Genomic DNA, 18,418 nt, shown 5'->3' with positions numbered 1-18,418 from the left:
GGAAGACGAGGCACTGGAACAGGGGCTGAGGTGTTCAGACAGTGCGTCGTCGTCGCAGGCCGAAGCGACCGCGGGCGGTCACCAGGCTCGTCGACATGCGGACCAGTATGCCCTACGGCCGGTGCGCGGAGGGAGCAGGTTTCCGGTCGCCCATCGGGATGATCGGCGGCAGCTCGGTCTCACCGAGGAACACCCGCCGTACGACGCGCTCGGCGGCCAGGCCGTCGTCGTACTCGCAGAACTTCTCCCGGAACAGCTGCCGGTGCTTGGCCGCCTCGGCCGCCGCGAACCGTCCGGTCTGCAGCGCGGAGAACAGCTCGTCGGCCGACCGCGCGACCAGTCCGGGCGGGAACTCGGTGATGTCGAAGTACGTCCCGCGGGTGTTGTCGTAGAAGTCCAGGTCGTCGACCAGCAGCACGATCGGGCGGTCCAGGTTCGCGTAGTCGAAGCTGATCGAGGAGTAGTCCGAAACCAGGACGTCGGCCGCCAGCATCAGGTCCTCGACCCGCGGGTGCTCGGACACGTCGACCACCCGGTCGGAGTGCGCCTCGGGCGCGCCCTTGGCCAGCGAGTAGTGGGTCCGGACCAGGACCCGCCCGTTGTCCCCGGCCGCTGCCGCCAGCCGGTCGAGGTCGACGTGGATCCCGTCCCCGCCGAGGTCGACCAGGCCGGACGGGGTCCGGACCGCGTCCTTGGCGTCCCGCCAGGTCGGCGCGTACAGGACGACCAGGTTCGAGTCGTCGAAGCCGAACCCGGCCCGGATCGCCCGGACCTCGTCGAGCGTCGCCGTCAGCAGCCGGTCGTTGCGCGGGAACCCGGTCTCGAGCTCCTCGAAGTACGACGGGTAGGTGCGCTCCCAGATCTCCGAGGAGTACCGGTTCGCGGAGATGTTGAAGTCCCACCGGTCGACCTGGCGCATCAGCTCGTCCAGGTCGAGGTCCTGGGCCGCCTGCGGGTACAGCCGCAGGTCGGTGCCCATCGTCTTCAGCGGCGTCCCGTGCTGGGTCTGCACGTGGATCTGGCCGTCCCGCTTCTCCAGCTCCTTCGGCAGGTTCATGTTGCTGACGAAGTACTTGGCCCGGTGCACCAGCTTCTCGTACGCCGGGGAGCCGGCCACCACGTACTCGACCCCTTCCGGGATCGCCCGGACGTGGTCGGCGTCGATCACCCAGACCCCGCGCAGCTGGGGGACCAGCTCGGCGGCCTTCTCGTAGATCGCCCGCGGGCTGCAGGCGTACTGCTTGAACCAGTACGCGCCGTACAGCGCCAGGTTCGGGTCCAGGTCGCCGCGGTGCAGAAGTTTGCCGACCGCCTTGCGCGGACTCGGCACGTGCAGCACCTTCGAGCTCAGCTTCAGCGTCGAGTACGTCGCGTAGTCGTCGTGGATCAGCATCCAGCGCTTGAACCCGCGACTGGTTCGGTCGGCGGCGTACCCCTCGGGCTTCCAGCGCTTGGCGAACCGGTGGGCGGCGTGGAAGAACTCGGCCCGGTCCTCCGGGTCCAGCCGCTCGGGCTTGGCCAGCACGGCCAGGATGTGGTCCAGCGACCGGTCGAACGCGAACTTGCGCCAGCCGGCCAGCTCCGGGTCGGAGGTGATGAACGCGTGCACCCGGTCGTACTGGTCGAAGATGTCGAACTGCCGGCGGGTCCGGGTGGCGTGGATGTTCCCGCCGGTGCGGTGCTGCCGGTAGTGCACGACGACCCGGTCCAGGGTGGCGATCCGCTCGGCGGTCAGCATCGTCGAGTACGTCCAGGGGGCGTCCTCGTAGTACCCGGCGGTGAAGGCGAACCCGTGCAGGGTGAGGAAGTCGCGCCGGCAGGCCTTGTTCCAGACCAGCTCCAGGAAGGTCAGGAAGACCGGGCGCTCGGCGGCGGTGAAGACACCCTCGCCCTCGCGGGCGAACGCGTCGTGGCGCTGGTTGCGGACCACACGGCCGTCCCAGAAGATCCGCTCGTAGTCGAAGATCACCAGGTCCGGCCGGCCGGTCGCGTCGATCCGCTCGGCCAGCGCCTGCAGCGAGCCGGGCGTGTAGAGGTCGTCGGCGTCCAGGAAGAGCACGTAGTCGCCGCGGCACTCCTTCAGCCCGGCGTTGCGGGTCGGGCCGAGCCCGATGTCCTCGGTCAGCGTGATCGCCCGGACCCGCGGGTCGGCGGCGGCGTACTCGGCCAGGATCCGGTCGGTGCCGTCGGAGCTGGCGCCGTCCACCGCGATCACCTCGAAATCGGTGAACGACTGCCCGAGCACCGAGTCCAGGCACGGCCGCAGCCACGGTCGCACGTCGTGGCAGGGAACCACGATGCTGAACCGCGGAGCGGAGTCGGTGCTGCTGGCCATGGGACGCCATCCTAGGGTCTAGGTCATGACTGCTGATGTGTTCGCTCCGCTGGCCGCGCTGGAGGGGGTCGGGTCGGCGGCCCGGGCGGCTCGGGACGCGGTGGACGTCCTGCTCCGCGACCGCGGCCTGCGGCGTGTCGGCTCCGACGCGACGGCCGAGGCGCTGCTCCGCGGGGCGCATGCCTCGGCGGCGCTGGCGGGGAGTCCGTCGACGCTGGAGGAGGTACGACAGGGAGAGGGCGACGCGCTGTCCGCCGGGGCGGTGCGGATGACCGGTGAGTTGATGGGGCTGGCTCCCCAGGCCGACACCGCTCCTGTCCAGGTCTGGACCAGACTGCACCAGTTGGCAGCGGCCGAACTCGGCTCGGCAGACCAGTTGGGTCACCTGCGGACCAGCCGCGAGCCGCTGCCCGACGACATCCCCGGTCTGCCGCCGGCGCCGCCCGCCGACGAGATGTGGGAGCGGCTGAGTGGCCTGGCCAAGGCGCTGACCGCTCCGACCACCGCGCCGGGGCTGGTCGTCGCGGCGATCGTGCACGCCGAGCTGGCGGTGCTGCGGCCGTTCCCGATGGCGAACGGACTGGTCGCGCGGGCCGCCGAGCGCTGCCTGTTGGTTGCCCGAGGCATCGATCAGGTGGCGGTCACGGTGCCGGAGGTCGGGCACCTCGAGCTCGGCGCGTCGTACCCGGGCGGACTGACCGACTACGCCGTACGCGGAGTGACCGGCGTGCAGAGCTGGCTGTTGCGCGAGTGCGAGGTGATCGCGTTGGCCGCGGAACGGTCACCGCTCAACTCCCCAACCCGGTAAGGGTTTCCGGGCCGGACGTGCGAACGGCGCTCTCTCGCGAGAGCGCCGTCGCTGGCACGTCATTCTGGTTACCAGGCGTGCACCTTGTCTGCCGCCACAGGATCGAGCCTGGGTCGAGCTGCCCGGTTGGGATGGGCTGGTCGCCGCGTGGGTACCTGACTGCCGTGCAATTTTCTCTACCGGGACCGAAGTCCCTTTGCTGATTCCTTTGTACTCTCCAAACCCCTGTGGGGGAAGAGTTTGAGGGGTCTTGATCAAGTTGAGAAAGTTGATGTGACGTTCAGTTCTCGCCCCGGCGGGACCGCCGGCGGGCGGCGTACAGGAAGGCTCCGGCGGCCAGTCCGGCCCCGACGGCGGTCGCCGCGACGGCCGGCCGGCGAGCGCGGTGCAGCCGCCTCGTCCGCTCGGCCAGGGCGACCGGTTCGCTGAAGTCGAGCACCGGCCAGTCGCGCTCGAGCGCCAGCCGGCGCAGCGCCTTGTCGGGGTTGACCGCGAACGGGTGCCCGACCGCGGCCAGCATCGGCTCGTCGGTGATCGAGTCGGAGTAGCCGTAGGAAGCCTGCAGGTCATAGCCTTCCGCGGCCGCCAGGGCGGTGATCGCGGTCGCCTTGTGCGGGCCGTAGGCGTACTCCGCGATCTCGCCGGTGTACTTGCCGTCGGCAACTACCATGCGGGTGGCGATCACCCGGTCGGCGCCGAGCAGCTCGCCGATCGGCTCGACCACCTCGGCACCGGACGACGACACGATCACCACGTCCCGGCCGGCGGCGTGGTGCTGCTCGATCAGTGTCACCGCCTCGTCGTACACGATCGGCTCGACGATGTGGTGCAGGGTGTCGGCGACGATCGCCCGGACGGTGTCGACGTCCCAGCCTGTGCACATAGCGGACAGGTACTCCCGCATCCGCTCCATCTGGTCGTGGTCCGCGCCGCCGAGCAGGTAGACGAACTGGGCATAGGCGCTGCGCAGCACGGTCCGCCGGTTGATCAGGCCGCCGGCGTAGAACGGCTTGGAGAAGGCCAGGGTGCTGGAGCGGGCGATGATCGTCTTGTCGAGGTCGAAGAAGGCGGCCGGCCGGTGCTCCATGGAGCGAGTTTAGGGGGCGTTTTCCGGGGTTCGGCGAAACGCCGAGGGGCCCGGCCTTTCGTGTGGCCTACTCTCCCGTTAGACTGTTGAGCAGTGTGACAGTGACACTGGTTCGGGCGCCCTTTCCGAGGGTGTTCGGCACTCGGTGGACACCGTCTCGGTTGCAACAGAACTGAGATGTGTGAAGCCCGGGATCGGGGGGTAGATACTCCTCGACAGTGGCAGACTGTCGCCTCCTGATCGGCCCCCGGCTCCTCCCCCCGAGCCCGTGGCCGAAGACGGCCCCCGGTCACCCCCCCGCCGGGGGCCGTCGCCTTTCCTGACGCAGGTCGCCCCCGACTCTCTGATGCGGGCCCCGGCCGTTTGGTTGCGGATTCTGTAAATTCTTCAGTTTTTGTGAGCGTGAGAGCGTTCCCACTTTATGCAGGGTCTTGACATTGTAGTTGCCCCGTCACATTTTGTGTCTCATGACCCGCTCGCGAAGCCGCCGCCCCCTGGCCGCGATCATCCCCGCCGTCCTGCTCGCCTCCGTCGGTCTGCTGCTGGTGCCCGGCACCGGCTCCGCCGCGACCAACCTCGTCACCAACGGGACCTTCGAGACCGGCTCGCTGGCCGGCTGGTCCTGCTCGGCCGGTACCGGCGCCGCCGTCAGCGGCTCGGCCCGGACCGGCGCCTACGCCCTCCAGGGCACACCGACCTCGAGTGACACCGCCCGCTGCAGCCAGACGATCGCGGTCCGGCCCAACTCGGCCTACACCCTGTCCGCCTGGGTGAAGGGATCGAACGTCTACCTGGGCACCGACGGTGGGCCCAGCACCTGGACCACCAGCTCGACCTGGTCACAGCTGACCGTGAACTTCACGACCAGCGCGAGTGCCACCACCGCGACCATCTACCTGCACGGCTGGTACGGCGTACCGGCGTACCAGGCCGACGACGTGGTGCTCGACGGGCCGGGTGGCACCGGACCGCCGCCGGACACCACCGCGCCGACGACCCCGGGTGGCCTGACGGTCGGTAGCCCGACGTCGAGCTCGCTGCGGCTGAACTGGTCCGCCGCGACGGACGCTTCCGGTATCGACCACTACGAGGTGGCCCGGGGCAGCGCGGCCGGCACGAGCGTCGGCAACGTGACCAGCTGGACCGCGACGGGACTCGCTCCGAGCACCAGCTACAGCTTCAAGGTTCGCGCCTGCGACCCGTCCGGGAACTGCTCGCCGTACGGGGCCTCGGTCTCGGGGACCACGTCGGACGGTCCGACCGTGCCGCCGTCGTCGCTGCCGAAGCACATCCTCACCGGGTACTGGCAGAACTTCAACAACGGTGCCGCGGTCCAGCGGATCTCCGATGTGCCCGCGGCGTACGACCTGATCGCGGTGGCCTTCGCCGACGCGGACGCCTCCCGTCCGGGCGGTATCACGTTCAACCTGGACAGCGCGGGCCTGAACGGGTACACCGTCGCCCAGTTCAAGGCCGACATCGCCGCGAAGAAGGCGGCCGGCAAGCGGGTCATCCTGTCCGTCGGCGGTGAGCGCGGGACCATCTCGGTCGGCAACGCGACCGCAGCGACGAACTTCGCCTCCACCGCGCTGTCGGTGCTGCGCGAGTACGGGTTCGACGGGATCGACATCGACCTGGAGAACGGCGTCAACGCGCAGTACATGGGCCAGGCGCTGCGCAGCCTGCAGAGCCAGTTCGGCGCCGGGCTGATCATCGCGATGGCGCCGCAGACGATCGACATGCAGTCGCCGTCGTTCGAGTACTTCAAGCTGGCGCTGGCGATCAAGGACATCCTGACCGTCGTCAACGTGCAGTACTACAACTCCGGTGCGATGAACGGCTGCAACGGGCAGGTCTACTCGCAAGGCACGGTCGACTTCATCACCGCCCAGGCCTGCATCATGCTGCAGGGCGGCCTGCGGCCCGACCAGGTCGGACTCGGCCTGCCGGCGTCCACCCGTGGGGCCGGCAGCGGGTACGTCTCGCCGACCGTCGTCAACAACGCGCTGGACTGCCTGACCAAGGGCACCAACTGCGGCAGCTTCAAGCCGAGCACCACCTGGCCGACGCTGCGCGGTGCGATGACCTGGTCGACGAACTGGGACGCCACCAACGGCAACCAGTTCTCCAACCAGGTCGGCGCGCACGTCCACTCGCTGCCCTGATGCACAGCTACCGCCCCGCTCCGGTGCTCGAGGCGCTCGGTGTCTGCTCGGAGGACGAGCAGCTCTACCGGGCGCTTCTGGCCCGGCCGGAATCCACCACGTTGGGTTTGGCTGAGGTCACGGGTTGGCCTGCCGCACGGGTCACTCGGCACCTCAGGTCGCTGCTGAGCCTCGGCCTGGCGTCCCGTACGCCGGGCCGCCCGGCCCGGTACACCCCTGCCGTGCCGGAGGCGGCTGTCGAGCTCCTGGCGTTGCGACGGCAGGCCGCGATCGTCGAGGCGCGGCTCGGCGCGTCCGTGCTCACCGCGGAGTTCCGGGCCGCGACGGAGTCCGGGCCGTTCACGGTGATCCGGGGAGCCGAGGCCATCGCGCAGCGGTACCAGCAGGCGCAGCAGGCTGCGCAGAGCGAGGTGGTGGTGCTCGACGCCGTACTGCCTGCGCGGGCTCGTAGTGGTGTGGTCTACCGGATGGTCTACGACATGGCGTTGCTGGTCGACCCGGCGTCGTTGGACGCCGCCCGTGCGGCCGGTACGTCGTGCCGGATGCTGCGCGACGTACCGCTGAAGCTCGTGGTCGTCGACCGGCGTACCGGCCTGCTGCAGACGGGGGCCGACGTACTCGTGGAACTCGGGCCGTCGTCGTTGCTGGACGGTTTGCTGCGACTGTTCGAGCTGTTGTGGCAGCAGGCGACGCCGCTGGCGTTCGAGCCGTCGGACGGGCCGTTGTCGGCCGAGGACCAGCAGCTGCTGGCGCTGGCCGCGGCGGGGCTCACCGATCAGGCGATCGCGCGGCGGCTCGGGGTCGCGCAGCGGACGGTCGAGCGGCGGATGCAGCGGATCCTGAAGGCGCTCGACGCGACGACCCGGTTCCAGGCGGGGCTTCGGGCCGGGCAGCGGGGGCTGCTCACTCCTTGACGTCCGGCTTACTCGGTGACTCCGGCTTACTCCGTGACGTCGGCGACCGTGGCGTTGACCGCCTTGACCAGCGCCTCGGCGTCGACGGTCAGGCCGACGCCGTGGTCGCCGCCGCCGATCGAGATCGTGCCGGTGATCCGCTCGTCGGCGATGACCGGCCAGTCGTGCGTGCTGCCGAGCGGAGTGATCGTGCCGCGGACGTAGCCGGTCACCGCGAGGGCCGTGTCGGCGCTGGGCATCGAGATCCGGTTCACGCCGAGCAGCGTGCGCAGCTTCGGCCAGGCGATCTCGCGGTCGCCCGGCACCAGGACGAACCGGTAGTCGTCGTCGGCCAGCCGGACCACGATCGTCTTGATCAGCTTGGCCGGCTCGATCCCGCGGGCGGCCGCGGCTTCCTCGAGCGAGTTCACCCGGCCGTGCCGGGTCTCCTCGTAGGCCAGGCCGAGGGTGTCCGCCGCTTCTGTCGCTCGCGTCATGCTTCTAGCTTCTCACCCGGCTCGGCACCCGCCGGAGCGCCAGCGCCAGCAGCAGGGTGACGACGAACAGCGCCGTGGCTTCCGCCGCCACGCCCGGCCAGGCCGCGTGGGTCCAGGCGGCTCCGGCGATCCCGCCGAAGACGGACGAGCCCAGGTAGTAGGCGAACAGGTAGAGGCTCGCTGCCTGCCCGGTCCCACCTCCGGCCGCGTGCGCCCGCGCGGCCACCCAGCCGCTGGCCACACCGTGCACCGCGAAGAACCCGGCGGTCATCACGGCCAGACCGAGTACGACCAGTGCGAGCTGGTGTGTCAGCGTGATCGCCACGCCGGCCAGCGTGACCAGACACCCGACCGGCACGACCGCGCGCCGGCCGTAGCTGTCGGCCAACCGTCCCGCCGTCGCCGACGACGCCGAGCCGACCAGGTAGACCACGAACACCAGACTGGCCAGCCCCGGCCCGAGCTCGTACGGCGCTGCCGCCAGCCGGAAGCCGGTCGCGTTGTAGACCGCGACGAACGCGCCCATGGCTGTCGCCGCGATCGCGTAGAGCGCCAGCAAGGCCGGGTCCTTCAGCACCTTGCCGGTCTGTCGCAGGCTCGGTCGAGTGGCTGTGAAGTTGCGGGACTCGGGCAGCAGCAGGATCAGGAGGACTGCGCAGGCGACTCCGAGTACGGCGATGCCGCCCAGCGCCGTCCGCCATCCGCCGAGGTCGGCGAGGCCGCCGGCGACCAGGCGACCGGTCATGCCGCCGACCGCCGTACCGGCGACGTACAGGCCGCTGGCTCTGGCGTGGCTGTCCTCGTGGACCTCCTCTCGGAGGTAGGCCATTGCCACAGCGGGCAGTCCTGCGAGAGCGACCCCCTGGATGCCTCTGAGTGCGAGCAGCGTCTGCCAGTTGGGTGCGAGTGCGCACAGGACGGCGATCGCCGCGGCGGCGATGACCGACCAGCGCATCAGCTTCGTCCGGCCGAGCACCTCCGAAGCCGGGCCGGCGATCAGGAGGGCGACTCCCAGGCCGAGTGTGGCCAAGGACACGCTGATCGCGCTCTGGCTGGGGGAGACGTCGAAGGCCGTGGCCAGCTCGGGGAGCAGCGCTTGGGTGCTGTAGAGCATGGCGAAGGTGGCCAGGCCTGCGGCGAACAGGGCTGTGGAGAGCCTGCGGTACCCCGGGGTGCCTGGGCGATGGCCCATCACCTTGGTCGAGGTCTCCTCCATGCTTTCGACGGTGCCAGATCCAGGTGCATACGTAAAATGTCTTGGTCGACGGCAATCGATACGCTTTCTGCATGCATGTGGACGATCTGCGCTGGTTCGTGGTGCTGGCCGAGGCCGAGCACCTCACCGCTGCGGCCGCTGCTCTGGGCACGAGTCAGCCGAACCTGTCGCGCTCGCTGCGCCGCGTCGAGACGGCCTTCGGCGTGCCCTTGTTCGGGCGCGAGCACCGCGGCCTGCGGCTCAACCCGTACGGGCGGATCGTGCTGGAGGCGGCCCGCGCCGGTACGGCGGCGGTCGACGCGGCGCGGCAGCGGATCGACACGCTGGTCGATCCCGACTCGGGCACCGTTCGGCTCGCGTTCCTGCACTCGGTCGCGACGGGCGTCGTACCGGATCTGCTGAAGGCGTTCCGGGCGGTCGCTCCGACGATCCGCTTCGCGCTGCGCGAGCAGGCGTCGCACGACATCGTGCAGGACCTGTCCGCGGGGGAGTCCGAGCTGGCGATCACCGGCCCTCGGCCGGATCCCGCTGTGTTCGGCTGGCATCTGCTGCAGCGCCAGCGGCTGTGTCTCTACGTGCCGCCGGGGCACGCGCTGGCCGGGCGGCAGCGGGTCGATCTGGCCGAGGCGGCGACCGAGCCGTTCATCGGGCTGCGTCCGGACTTCGGGTTCCGGCGGCTGACCGACGAGCTGTGCCAGGCTGCCGGGTTCACGCCGTCGGTGGCGTTCGAGTCGACCGACCTGACGACCATCGACCGGCTGGTGGGTGCGGGACTGGGCGTCGCCGTACTGCCTGGTGGGGCGGTCCGTGGAACGGACAGCGGAGCGACGCCGGTGCCGCTGGCCGGCGTACGGGCTCGTCGGGACATCGGACTCAGCTGGCGACTGCGCGGGACGCTGTCACCAGCTGCTGAGCGGTTCCGGGCGTTCGTCGAGGCTCAGCCGGCCAGCAACTTCGCCAGCTCGCCCGCGTGAGCCAGGTGCGGGAAGTGGCCGCTGCCGGGGAGCACTGTGATCCGCACGCCCGGCTTGTTGGCCTCCAGCCACTGCCGGTACGGCGCGGGCGGCTCGTTGGCGGTCACGTACTCGTACGGCGCGTCGATCGCGTGCAGATCCGCTTCCCGCTTGGCCTTGAGTACCTCGGCCGGTGACTCCAGCACCTCACGCCAGTACCCGAGCAGCAGCTCCTGGGTCGGCGGGGTCGACGCGTGGATCAGCTCCTGCGCCGCCTGCGGCAACTGCTCGATGCCCATCCCGGCGAGCATCCGGTCCCAGACCTCGCCGTACGCCGGACTGCGCAGCGTCGGCTCCAGCTGCGCGAGCACGTCCTTGAACGGGCCGACCAGCAGCGGCTGGTCCACGTTGACCACGCCGCCCGTCGGGTACTTGCCGGCGTAGATCGTCGCCAGCGCTCCACCGATCGAGTGGCCCACCAGGACCGGCTTGTGCAGCCCGGCCTCGACCACCGCTCCGTGCAGGACGTCGGCCACGTCACCGAGGTCGTACGACGGCTGTGCGGGGGAGTCCAGATGTCCGGGCAGGTCGAAGGCGACCGTCCGCCGGTCCGGGTCGAGCACGGCGAGCTCCTGGAGCATCGGAGCCCACTGGTGGCGGTCGAAACCGAGCCCGTGCAGCAGTACCAGTGGCGGCCGTTCGTCCGTCGTACCAGCGCTGTCGGCGGCCAGGTCGCCGTAGTACCGCAGGTGGATCGTTTGCATGTCAATCAGCGTAGCCACGCACCCCAGAGCTGCAGCTACGTGCAGAACCATTGCCGGGAGCGGCTGCGGGTTGCCAGGCTGCCCGCATGAGACCGAGTCGACGACAGCTGTTCCTGGCGGGTGCCGTGGTGGCGGGCTCGACCGTCGTGTCCGCGGAGACTGCTTTCGCCGGCGGGTACGGGTCGGGCGACCTCGGTGACTGGCAGGGCCTGAACAAGGCCATCGCGACGCCGGAACTCATCAATACAACGCTTCAGCGCAACGGGCTGTTCATGTTCGGCGACAGCATCTCGGTGCAGGACGGCAAGTCGCTGGCCACCCTGATCGCGAGCCGGCTCGGCGTACCGCTGGCCGTGCACAACTGGTCGGGACGGCCGACGACCCCCGCCGTCGACGCCCTGGAGTCGTGGAAGACGACGTACGGGTTGCCGTCGCGGATCCTGATGGCAACAGGTACGAATGACATCTTTACGCCACCTGTCTTCGCCGCCCAGGTGGATCGGACGATGGCCCTGGCGGGACCGACCCGGAAGGTGTTCTGGGTGAACGTGCAGGCGGCCCGGACCTCGGTCGCGGCCGACGTGCGGCTCGCGGACCAGCGCAACAGCGGCTGGATCAACCTGCAGCTGTCCGAGGCCCAGCGCCGGCACCCGAACCTGCGGATCGTGCACTGGGCGGAGTTCCTGGCCGGCAAGATCTCGCGCCTCACGGCGTACCTGGAAGACGGCGTGCACACCACCGTCCCGCTCGGCCAGGACGCCCGCAACGAGCTGATCGTGCAGGGGATCGAAGCGGGCTGACCCAGACCCGGCCGGGTACACGGTCTCCCCAGATTGGAGCCCGGTCGTGACCGCCGCACCGGGGCAGAAGAGTGCCTCTCTCCTGCCCCGGTGCGTACCGGTCAGAACCCGGCGGTGATCCGGGTGAACTCCCAGTCCGGCTGCGCGATGCCGCTGCAGTTCGAGACCACGCCGCCACCGGCACAACCGCGGTCCCGGTTCACCGACCAGAACGCGAGCCGGCCGAGGCCGTTGCTCTTGGCCCAGTTGGTGATGTTCTGCCAGGTCTGCGTGGTGGTCATCTCCTGCTGGTCGGACAGACCGTTCATGCCGGAGATGCCCTGGTGGGCGTAGGCCTGCGCGGTGGTCCAGCCGAAGACGGCCTTCAGCTTGTTGTTCAGGCCCTGCGACGCCCCGACCGTGTCGTTGTAGATGTTCGAGCTGCCGAAGTCGAAGGGCATCAGCGTGAAGATGTCGATGTTCGCGCCGAGCGCCTGCGACCGCTCGATCAGCCGGTTGCCGTAGTAGTTCGGGCCGGTGGTCGAGGTGCCGAAGGTGAGGATCGTCTGGATCCCGGGGTTGTTCTGCTTGACGATCTTCAGCGCGTTCAGGATCCGGTCCTGGACGACCTCGTTCTCGAACTCGTCGCTGTTCTCGATGTCGACGTCGATCGCCTTCAGGTTGTAGGCGTTGATCACCTGCTGGTAGGCGCCGGCCAGCGCTTCCGGCGTACTGCAGTTCGGGCCGAGCTTGTTACCGCTCCAGCCACCGATCGACGGGACGATGTCGCCGCCGGCCGCGCGGATCTGGGCGATCGCCGTGGCATCGGCACTGCCCTGCAGCGGGCGGGCGCCGTCCCAGGCCGGGGTGCAGCCGCCCGACGACAGGATGAAGGCCATCGTGAACCACTTGATGCCGGTGGCGTTCATGACCGTGGCCGGGCTCGGCGGGTTGCCCCAGCCCATGTAGAGGTACGGCGCCGCTCGGCGGGCCGGGTTCTCGTTGCCGCCACCGGTGGTGGTCTTGACGGAGATCGTGCCGCTCTTGGCGCCCTCACCGACGCTGTTGGACGCACTGACCTGGTAGCTGTACGTCGTGTTCGCCGTCAGACCGGAGTCCGTGTACGACGTACCGGACGGGCTGCCGACCTTGGTGCCGTTGCGGTAGACGTTGTAGCTCGTGGCGTTGGCGGCTGCGGACCAGGAGAGGCTGACCGAGGTTGCGGCCGGCGTACCGGTCAGTCCTGACGGCGCGCCGGGCACAGTGCCGCCGCCACCGCCGCTGCACGAGCCGCCGTTGAGTCGGCAGGCTGCCAGGCCCGGGAAGTTGCCCGGGTTGCCGTTGAAGCCGAAGGTGATGCTGGCTCCCGGAGCCAGTGGCCCGGCCCAGCTGGGCGGGGTGAACGTGTGGGTCTGGCCGCTGCTGGACCGCGTGGCGTCCCAGGAGCTGCTGACCGTGTAGCCGGACGGGAAGTCCAGGGCGATCGACCAGGTGCTGAGCGGGCTGCTGGTGCCGTTGGTGACCGTCACCTTGCCCTCGAAGCCGCTGCCCCAGTCGGACACCTTGGTGAAGGCGGCGGTGACCGGTGCGGCCTGGGCCGCCGGAGCGACCAGGAAGGAGACGACGAGTGCTGCCGCGGCGGCCAGTGCCACCGAAAGACGTTTGGGTTTCATGATGCTCCTCAGACCTGTCCCCACAGCGCGGGGACGTTCGGGGGTTCCCAGCCGGCCAGCGCGGTGTGGCCCTGGATGCAGCGGTAGGTGACGCCGTTGTACGAGACCAGCGAGCCGGTCGCGTACGCCGTACCGGGAGCCCACGGGGTCGCCGTCGGAGGCGTCGGGGTCGGGGTCGGCGTGGGAGTCGGTGTCGGCGTCGGGGTGGGGGTAGGAGTGGGCGTCGGGGTGGGAGTCGGCGTCGGGGTCGGCGTGGGCGTCGGGGTCGGGCCGCTGCAACCGGGGGTGGACGCGTTGACCGCGTCGACGACGGCGTTGAAGAGCGTGACCTGCGGGTCGAGCGCCTCCATCGAGTACATCATCGCGCCGGCCAGTCCGTTGCAGTGCTGGTAGTCGGCCTTCGCCTTGATCGACTGGGCGTTGTCACCGGTCCAGAAGGTGCCGTTGCGGTAGAACCAGGACGCCTTCGTGGTGTCGTCGAAGAAGCTGTACGCCGGGTTGTCGACGAAGCCGGTGAGCTCCTTGTAGAAGGACACGCCCGGGACGTTGCCGCTCGCGGCACCGCCGTCGGCCGGGCCGGTCGCGGTCTGGTACTTGCCGTTCGCGGTGGCCGGCACGCCCTTCCATCCCCTGTAGTAGAAGGGATATCCGATCGTCAGTTTGTTCGCCGGGAAGCCGCCCGGGATGCCGTACGCCGGGTCGCCGGTGGTCCACGCCTTGACCGCGCCGTCGATCGAGTACTTCGCCGTACCGGGCGGGATCGGCGTACTGGGGTCGTTCGGTGCCTGGTAGAGCGGGTCCTGGAAGTTCGTCGGCCCGGTGGCGTCCCAGCCGCCGTGCATGTCGTACGTCATCACGTTGTTGTAGTCGAGGTACTGGCCGATCTTGTTCGTCTCGATGGTGGCGATCTTGTCCTGGCCCGCCGGGGTGGCCGCGGTCAGCCACATCTTCCGCCCGACACTGTTGCCGTAGGCATCGATCTGGTTGCGCAGCTCGGCCAGCAGCAGGGTGAAGTTCTGCTTGTCCGCCGCGCTGTAGTGGTTGCCGACGTGGCCGTTCGGCGAGCCCGGGTACTCCCAGTCGATGTCGATCCCGTCGAAGATCCCGGCCGCGCTGCCCGGGCCGCCGAAGCCGTCGACCACCGGCAGGTTGCCCTTCAGGAACATGTCCACGCAGGAGCTGACGAAGGCCTTGCGCTTGGCGTCGGTGGAGGCCGCGTCGGAGAAGTACTTGGAGTAGGTCCAGCCGCCGATCGAGATCAGGATCTTCAGGTTCGGGTGCTTGGCCTTCAGCTTCTTCAACTGGTTGAAGTTGCCCTGGATCGGCTGGTTCCAGACGTCGCCGACCCCGTCGACGCTGATGTCGGCGCCGTAGGACTTGCCGTAGTCGGCGAACGCGTCGCCCGCGCCGTCGCCGGCGTTCGGGTTGTTCTCGTCCTGCGAGGCGGCCTTGTTCGCCATGAAGCAGGTATGACTGGTCGGGTGGATGTTGGCGAACGCGTAGTTGACGAAGTCCAGCTTCGCGGCGGCGCCGGTGGTGGACAGGGTCTTGGGGTAGAAGGCGTTGGCGTAGATGCCCCACTGGGCGAAGTACGCCGTCTTCACGCCACCCGAGGTGGCCTGCGGTGCGGCTGGTGGAGCGGACGAGTCGGCGGGTGGGCCGGCGGTCGCCACCGAGATCCCCGCGGCGGCGATCAGGGCGGTGGCGGCGACCGTCGCCGTGGCGGCGAGCAGAGGCAGTCGAGGCATGGGCGGGTCCTCCGGAGCTGATGCAGTGCACGGTGTCCAGCGCGAAGCGTCGCGGGTGAAACTTAGTTAAAGACGCTTCGAAAGGAACGGTAACTCCTGGTGGCCTGCCGGTCTCCGGCTCGTGCTGGCGGGTTGCCGCTGCTGACGGAAACCCGCCAAACCGCCTTTGTCCACAGGGAATCCGTCACTGTCCGGAGGGGATGCGCTTTCACGGCACCTTGTAGGCATGGAGACCTCACCGCTGCCCCAACCAGTCCTGCTGGCCACTGCCGACGAGCTGCTGCTGGACGACCTGCTCCGCCTGTCCGCCGCCGCGGAAGTGACCCCGCACGTCGAGAAGGACCTCTTGGGCCTACGCCGCCACTGGCAGTCCGCCGCCCTGGTGGTCGTCGGCCACGACCTCGTCGACCCCTTCGCCCGCACCCAACCACCCCGCCGCCCCGGCGTGCTGGTGGCGGCCACGGCTAGCCCGTCCCTTCGGGTCCCCACCGGTGCCGGGCCTGGCTTCCCGTCATCCCGCGCCTCGTCCCACCCGCCCCTCGCCATGCCCGACGACGCCTCGATCTTTCGCCGCGCCCTGGCGATCGGCGCCGAAGGCGTCTACCACCTGCCGGGCGACGAGTCCGCCCTTGGCGACCGTCTGGCCGACACCCTCGACGGGGGAGTGCGTACCGCCACCACCTTCGCGTTCGTCGGCGGCTGCGGCGGCGCCGGCGCAACCACCCTGGCCGCTGCCGTCGCGGTCACCGCCAGCCGCCGCGGCGTACGCACCATGCTTATCGACGGCGACCCCCTGGGCGGTGGCATAGACCTTGCCCTCGGCAGCGAAACAGGCACCGGCGCCCGCTGGCCTGACCTCCTCAACGCCTCTGGCCGCGTGAGCGCCGCCGCCCTGCGAGCAGCCCTGCCCACCGTCGACGACCTGGCCGTCCTCTCGTGGGACCGGTCCGACGTCACCGCCCTCCCGCCCGAGGCAATGCGCTCGGTCCTCGGCGCAGCCCAACGCAGCAGCGACCTGGTCGTCGTCGACCTCCCACGCCGTACCGACCCGGCCGCCGAAGAAGCCTTCGTCCGTTCGACAGCAACGTTCGTCGTCGTCCCCCGGGACGTCCGCTCCTGCGCGGCAGCCGCACGCCTGGTCAGCCCTCTCCGCGAAGTCGCCACCGACCTCCGAGTCGTCGCTCGCGAACCAGGCCTCGGCGGCCTCTCGGCCGTCGACGTGGCCAAGCACCTGTCGTTGCCCTTGGCAGCCAAACTCCGCTTCGACCGCGACCTCCCCGCCCTGATGGACAAAGGCCGCTTCGATCCACGCCCTCGCGGCGCCCTCGGCCGCACCGCCGGCGAACTCCTGGACCTCTTCGGCCTCACCGGAGTACTGGCCGCATGACCGTCTCCATCGAACTCCTCGACCGCGTCCGAGGCACGCTCGCCTCGCAAGGCGCCGACCCGACCCCAGCCCGCGTCGCAGCGGCCCTCCGCGCCGACGGCACGGTCTTCGGCGACTCCACCGTCCTGGAGGTCGTCGAAGCCCTCCGCCGCGAGGCGATCGGCGCCGGCCCACTCGACCGACTCCTCACCGAACCCGGCATCACTGACGTCTTGGTCAACGGCCCCAACGAGGTCTACGTCGACCGCGGCTCGGGTCTCGAACGCATCCCTCTCCGCACCGGCGACGAGCCCTCCGTCCGCCGCCTCGCCACCCGCCTCGCCGCCGCAGCCGGCCGCCGCCTCGACGACTCCAGCCCGTACGTCGACGTCCGCCTGCCCGACGGCACCCGCTTCCACGCCGTCCTGGCGCCGATCGCTTCCCCCGGCACCTGCTTGTCCCTCCGAGTCCCGTCCCGCAAAGTCCTGGCCCTCGAAGACCTGGTCGCTGCGGGATCCCTACCTCCAACAGGCATCGCCGTCCTCCGCGACCTCCTCGACGCCCGACTCGCCTTCCTCATCAGCGGCGGTACGGGTACCGGCAAGACCACCCTGCTCAACTCCCTGCTCTCAGCGGTCCCCACCACCGAACGATTGGTCATCGTCGAGGACGCCAGCGAGCTCCGCCCCGACCACCCGCACGTCGTCCGCCTCGAGTCCCGCCCGCCCAACGGAGAAGGCACCGGCGAGATCACCCTGCGAGACCTGGTCCGCCAGGCCCTCCGCATGCGCCCCGATCGCCTGGTCGTCGGCGAAGTCCGCGGTGCCGAAGTGGTGGACCTCCTCAACGCCCTGAACACCGGCCACGAAGGCGGCTGCGGCACGGTCCATGCCAACTCGGCATCCGACGTACCGGCACGGCTAGAGGCGCTGGGCGGTCTGGCCGGTCTGAGCCCTCAAGCCGTCCAAAGCCAGGTCTCCTCGGCCCTCCACGCCGTCATCCACCTGACCCGAGAGCCCTCCGGCCAACGCCGCATCACCGAGATCCGAGTCATCAACCGGACTCCGTCCGGCACTCTCACCACAGCCCCCGCCGTCCACTTCACCCCCAAAGGAACCCTCGAGCTGGGCACCGCCGCCAACCAGCTCACCCACCTCCTCTCCGGAGCCGCAGCATGACCCCCGCCGTCGCGTCAGCCGCCCTCACCCTCCTGGCCGTCCTCACCCTCATCCCTCGCCGAGGCAGAGCCCTTCACCGCCTGGCGACCCCACCCCGAGCCACCACCAGCGCAACCCACCTGGCCCGCTCAGCCCGCAGAAGATTGATCCCGCTCGCGGCCGCAGCAGTAGTTGCCCTAAGCATCGGCCTGTCGCTCGGCCCTTCAACCCTGGTCACAACCTTGGTGGTCATCACAGCCCTGGCCGCAGCCGTCACCCACCGCACAAAGTCCCGCCACCGCACCCAAGCCACTCACAAACGCACCCAGATCATCGAAGCCTGCGACCTCCTGGCCGCTGACCTCACCGCCGGCCGCCCACCCCGAGAAGCCCTGGAAGGCGCAGCCGAAGCCTGCCCCGACCTCCGCCCCGCCGCAGCCGCCGCCCGCCTAGGCGGCGACGTCCCCGCCGTACTCCACCTAGCCGCCGAAACCCCAGGCGCAGAAGCCCTGAAACCCCTAGCCGCCGCCTGGCGAGTCTCCGACCACTCAGGAGCCGCCTTAGCCACCATCGTCACCCGCCTGGCCACCTCCCTGAGAGCCGACGACTCCCTAACCCGCCAACGAACCACCAACCTGGCCGCCGCCAAATCCACAGCCCGCCTCCTAGCCGTCCTCCCCCTCTTCGCCACCCTCCTCGGCTACGCCCTAGGCGCCAACCCTCTCGCCTTCCTGACCACCACCCTCCCCGGCGCCGCCTGCCTAACCGCAGGCACCGCACTCTCCCTAACAGGCCTCCACTGGACCAACCGCCTAGCCACCAACCCCTGACGGTCGCGACGACCCCCACCCCCTGACGGTCGCGACGACCCCCACCCCGGCCCACCGAGCACCCCGGCCACCCAGCACCCCGGCTCACCGCCACACCCCCGAACACCGGCCGCGCCACACACCCCATCCCTGGCCTCATCCCCTCTT

General features: G+C 69.9%; 15 protein-coding genes. 8 read left to right on the top strand and 7 right to left on the bottom strand.

What is annotated here, in order from left to right; all coding sequences use genetic code 11:
- Window positions 1-112: 112 nt before the first annotated feature.
- Complete coding sequence (locus tag ABD235_RS21205) at window positions 113-2,335, bottom strand: bifunctional glycosyltransferase/CDP-glycerol:glycerophosphate glycerophosphotransferase (protein ID WP_344176612.1); 2,223 nt, start codon at window positions 2,333-2,335, stop codon at window positions 113-115.
- Window positions 2,336-2,360: 25 nt separating this feature from the next.
- Between ABD235_RS21205 and ABD235_RS21200 the strand changes: the two genes are divergently transcribed.
- On the top strand, window positions 2,361-3,143 hold the full coding sequence (locus ABD235_RS21200) for a Fic family protein (RefSeq protein WP_344176610.1): 783 nt from the start codon (window positions 2,361-2,363) through the stop codon (window positions 3,141-3,143).
- A 280-nt stretch (window positions 3,144-3,423) separates the two neighbouring features.
- Here ABD235_RS21200 and ABD235_RS21195 read toward each other — a convergent pair whose 3' ends face one another.
- Window positions 3,424-4,230, bottom strand: a complete 807-nt coding sequence (locus ABD235_RS21195; RefSeq protein ID WP_344176608.1) for an HAD family hydrolase — start codon at window positions 4,228-4,230, stop codon at window positions 3,424-3,426.
- A gap of 467 nt (window positions 4,231-4,697) precedes the next feature.
- Between ABD235_RS21195 and ABD235_RS21190 the strand changes: the two genes are divergently transcribed.
- Window positions 4,698-6,395, top strand: coding sequence for a chitinase (locus ABD235_RS21190; RefSeq protein ID WP_344176607.1), 1,698 nt, complete (start codon window positions 4,698-4,700; stop codon window positions 6,393-6,395).
- The gene (locus ABD235_RS21185; RefSeq protein WP_344176604.1) at window positions 6,395-7,309 is read left to right on the top strand and encodes a helix-turn-helix domain-containing protein; all 915 of its coding nucleotides are present in this window, start codon (window positions 6,395-6,397) and stop codon (window positions 7,307-7,309) included. Before ABD235_RS21190 ends, ABD235_RS21185 begins: the two co-directional genes overlap by 1 nt.
- A gap of 26 nt (window positions 7,310-7,335) precedes the next feature.
- Here the strand turns inward: ABD235_RS21185 and ABD235_RS21180 are convergent, their stop codons facing one another.
- Both ABD235_RS21180 and ABD235_RS21175 read right to left on the bottom strand, forming a co-directional pair.
- Window positions 7,336-7,785, bottom strand: a complete 450-nt coding sequence (locus tag ABD235_RS21180) for an aminoacyl-tRNA deacylase (RefSeq protein WP_344176601.1) — start codon at window positions 7,783-7,785, stop codon at window positions 7,336-7,338.
- A gap of 4 nt (window positions 7,786-7,789) precedes the next feature.
- The gene (locus ABD235_RS21175) at window positions 7,790-9,001 is read right to left on the bottom strand and encodes an MFS transporter (RefSeq protein WP_344176599.1); all 1,212 of its coding nucleotides are present in this window, start codon (window positions 8,999-9,001) and stop codon (window positions 7,790-7,792) included.
- Between the two features lie 71 nt (window positions 9,002-9,072).
- Between ABD235_RS21175 and ABD235_RS21170 the strand changes: the two genes are divergently transcribed.
- Window positions 9,073-9,975, top strand: a complete 903-nt coding sequence (locus tag ABD235_RS21170; RefSeq protein ID WP_344176597.1) for a LysR family transcriptional regulator — start codon at window positions 9,073-9,075, stop codon at window positions 9,973-9,975.
- On the opposite strand, the gene ABD235_RS21165 is transcribed toward ABD235_RS21170, so the two are convergent.
- Entirely contained in the window at window positions 9,939-10,718 is a 780-nt protein-coding gene (locus ABD235_RS21165) for an alpha/beta fold hydrolase (RefSeq protein WP_344176594.1), read from the bottom strand. The genes ABD235_RS21170 and ABD235_RS21165 overlap by 37 nt on opposite strands.
- An 86-nt stretch (window positions 10,719-10,804) precedes the next feature.
- On the opposite strand from ABD235_RS21165, the gene ABD235_RS21160 reads away from it, so the two are divergent.
- Window positions 10,805-11,518 carry an SGNH/GDSL hydrolase family protein gene (locus tag ABD235_RS21160; protein ID WP_344176592.1) on the top strand — a complete coding sequence of 238 codons (714 nt, stop codon included), beginning with the start codon at window positions 10,805-10,807 and terminating at the stop codon, window positions 11,516-11,518.
- 101 nt (window positions 11,519-11,619) lie between these two features.
- Here the strand turns inward: ABD235_RS21160 and ABD235_RS21155 are convergent, their stop codons facing one another.
- Complete coding sequence (locus ABD235_RS21155; protein WP_344176590.1) at window positions 11,620-13,170, bottom strand: glycoside hydrolase family 18 protein; 1,551 nt, start codon at window positions 13,168-13,170, stop codon at window positions 11,620-11,622.
- 8 nt (window positions 13,171-13,178) lie between these two features.
- Window positions 13,179-14,918, bottom strand: coding sequence for a glycosyl hydrolase family 18 protein (locus ABD235_RS21150; RefSeq protein ID WP_344176588.1), 1,740 nt, complete (start codon window positions 14,916-14,918; stop codon window positions 13,179-13,181).
- A gap of 226 nt (window positions 14,919-15,144) precedes the next feature.
- On the opposite strand from ABD235_RS21150, the gene ssd reads away from it, so the two are divergent.
- From ssd to ABD235_RS21135, 3 genes are read left to right on the top strand one after another with little or no spacing between them, the layout of a single operon-like run.
- The gene (ssd, locus tag ABD235_RS21145; protein WP_344176586.1) at window positions 15,145-16,305 is read left to right on the top strand and encodes a septum site-determining protein Ssd; all 1,161 of its coding nucleotides are present in this window, start codon (window positions 15,145-15,147) and stop codon (window positions 16,303-16,305) included.
- On the top strand, window positions 16,302-17,462 hold the full coding sequence (locus ABD235_RS21140) for a TadA family conjugal transfer-associated ATPase (RefSeq protein ID WP_344176584.1): 1,161 nt from the start codon (window positions 16,302-16,304) through the stop codon (window positions 17,460-17,462). Before ssd ends, ABD235_RS21140 begins: the two co-directional genes overlap by 4 nt.
- Window positions 17,459-18,271: a type II secretion system F family protein gene (locus tag ABD235_RS21135; RefSeq protein WP_344176581.1), complete on the top strand. Its 813-nt coding sequence runs from the start codon at window positions 17,459-17,461 to the stop codon at window positions 18,269-18,271. The genes ABD235_RS21140 and ABD235_RS21135 overlap by 4 nt, the downstream gene beginning before the upstream one ends.
- Window positions 18,272-18,418: the final 147 nt, after the last annotated feature.

This window comes from Kribbella lupini, from assembly GCF_039529595.1.
Classification (GTDB): Bacteria; Actinomycetota; Actinomycetes; order Propionibacteriales; family Kribbellaceae; genus Kribbella; species Kribbella lupini.
The sequence above is the reverse complement of the archived record's forward strand: the minus strand, read 5'-3'. Positions and strand labels throughout refer to the sequence as shown.